Annotated in this window: 3 protein-coding genes; 2 read left to right on the top strand and 1 reads right to left on the bottom strand. The window is 24.7% G+C overall.

Annotation, left to right across the window (positions count from 1 at the left end; translation table 4 throughout):
* Window positions 1–215, top strand: a 215-nt coding sequence (locus tag C6B38_RS09665) for a hypothetical protein (protein ID WP_162475812.1), incomplete at its 5' end; no start/stop codon positions are given.
* Between the two features lie 86 nt (window positions 216–301).
* Window positions 302–1,732, top strand: a complete 1,431-nt coding sequence (locus tag C6B38_RS02240) for a hypothetical protein (protein WP_105298488.1) — start codon at window positions 302–304, stop codon at window positions 1,730–1,732.
* A 195-nt stretch (window positions 1,733–1,927) separates the two neighbouring features.
* On the opposite strand, the gene C6B38_RS02245 is transcribed toward C6B38_RS02240, so the two are convergent.
* Window positions 1,928–2,116: a lipoprotein gene (locus tag C6B38_RS02245; RefSeq protein ID WP_105298489.1), complete on the bottom strand. Its 189-nt coding sequence runs from the start codon at window positions 2,114–2,116 to the stop codon at window positions 1,928–1,930.
* Window positions 2,117–2,323: the final 207 nt, after the last annotated feature.

Consider the following 2,323-nt stretch of genomic DNA (forward strand, 5'->3'; position numbering starts at 1 on the left):
ATCCTTTTACAATACCAGGTGGAGTTGGTAAATTCTTAAACTTTATTTCATTTGGTATTCCATGAGGATGAGTAATTAATCAAGATAAAAAAACTTGACCTAATTTTCAATGACTTAATGGTTTTATGAGTGCTAATGTTTATAGTTTTTATAATGATGCATTTTGAGGTGATAATGCCAAAGGTAAGGACCAGGTGGAGTTGGTAAATTCTTAAACTTTATTTCATTTGGTATTCCATGAGGATGAGTAATTAATCAAGATAAAAAAACTTGACCTAATTTTCAATGACTTAATGGTTTTATGAGTGCTAATGTTTATAGTTTTTATAATGATGCATTTTGAGGTGATAATGCCAAAGGTAAGGGTTATTTACCTTTTGAAATATTTAGAGAACAAGGTAATGATAAAGTCGGTGCTATATTTGGTGCTAATGCTACTAGTTTAGGTTTTACAACTTTATTAACCGATAAATGCAAAGGTACTGTTTTAACTAACGATGGTAAACTAACAAGTGAGTTAGTTTATTCAACTTATAATTTAAAACAATTAAATCCTAAAACTAACAGAGTTTATCTAATTAATGAAAAAACAAAAGCAGTTGATGCTCAAACACCAGTTAGTGATAGTGAAAAAGATAATGATTGTGAATTCTTACAAACACCAGATGGTACTGATTGTAGTTATATAATTGATATGTTTTCAATTCAAGCATTATATAAAGGTAATTTTGAAATTATCTTTTATGCTGATAATCCATATACAAATAATGAAGAAGATTATTTACGCTTATCAGTATGGAGTTTCAGAGGTAAAACAAAAAGTGTATTAAATAATTATTTACGTGATATGACAACTAATTATAAAACTAGTTTCTTATTACCACACGACTATGAAATACCAACCTTTAATTACCCACAATATGTTCTTCCACCAGTACCATATAACTATCAACCTTATACAAAAGATATTATTCCTGCTAATGCAAAATTACCTATTAACTTTAATTTTACAGTTCAACCACAATGTAAAAGTACATTAAGTAATATGGTTAATTTATTTGATAGTACAGAAGAATATACAGGTTATTATGAAACTGAAATTGATTTAAGACAAATTGACCCAACAATTCAAAGTATAGATAAATTTAAAAGTGCTTATAAAACAATAGAAATAAGTAATCTAGATAATTTTTCTATTAACAATAATGCAACTAAAATAGCAAATTATGGTTATAGTAATATAGAGTTATTTGTAGGAAGAGGTCAATGTAATCTTAGTGTTGGTGAAATATTTGATTTTAATTTTTTAGAAGGTGGAAGCGAACAAACAACAAATGCTAATTTTCCTCAAAATAAAATTATTAAAACTGAAGAAATTTCAACAGAAATTAAAACATTTATTATAAGCAAAGCAGATAAATTAGGATCTGTTTCTTTTGCAACATATAAAACTAAATATCAAGACCAAATAATATTATTTTTAATGCAAATATCAGATACAAATTTAAAACCCATTAATAAAGTTCAAAATGTATATTTACAAGCATATTATACAAATGATATGAAATTAAAAATTAGATTTTCAAAAGTAATATGGCCCCAATTTATGGGTACTGTTGGTTATCCTAATTGAGGACATAATACTAATTTAACTTTTTCAAATAGTGTTAATAAACTAAATTTTACTAATAAAAGTAATAATCCAGTTAAAATTACAATTAAACCAAATTAAAAAAAGTGCTATTTTTGCACTTTTTATTTATCAATTATTTCACCGTTTGTACTATTTATATTGGGAATATATGGAGTTTTTGTTTCATCTTGTCATAAGTAAACTTTTCACTCAGGTTCTAACATTAATTTATTCAAATCACTTGTATTTCTATCAATAATACGACCCTTTCAGCTATTATTTGGACTTAAAACATTATTTAAAAATTAATAAATATGTTTTTTTATCATAATCTTTAATAAAAAAATCTTGTCTTACAGTTATTGATTTTCATTCTTTAAAATCACTATTTTTTTCTGTGTATTTTTTATTACAAGCAACTAAACTTGTTGTACTTGTTCCTAGTAAACTAATTGCACCAATTATACTTAATAATCTTTTCATTGTATTCTCCTTCTTTATTTATTAGTTAAATTATATAATAAAAATAAAAAAAGAGATATTAAATCTCTTTTTTATATTGCTTAATAACTATTATATCTAGTTTTCAATTCGATAGTTAATTTAAAGGTTAAAATAAGTAAAATCCCTTTTGGTTTACGATTAAAAGCAATAGAACACCATATGCCATAAAGACCATAGACTTTTCTT

It is taken from the genome of Spiroplasma sp. ChiS (assembly GCF_002968355.1).
Classification (GTDB): domain Bacteria; phylum Bacillota_I; class Bacilli_A; order Mycoplasmatales; family Mycoplasmataceae; genus Spiroplasma; species Spiroplasma citri.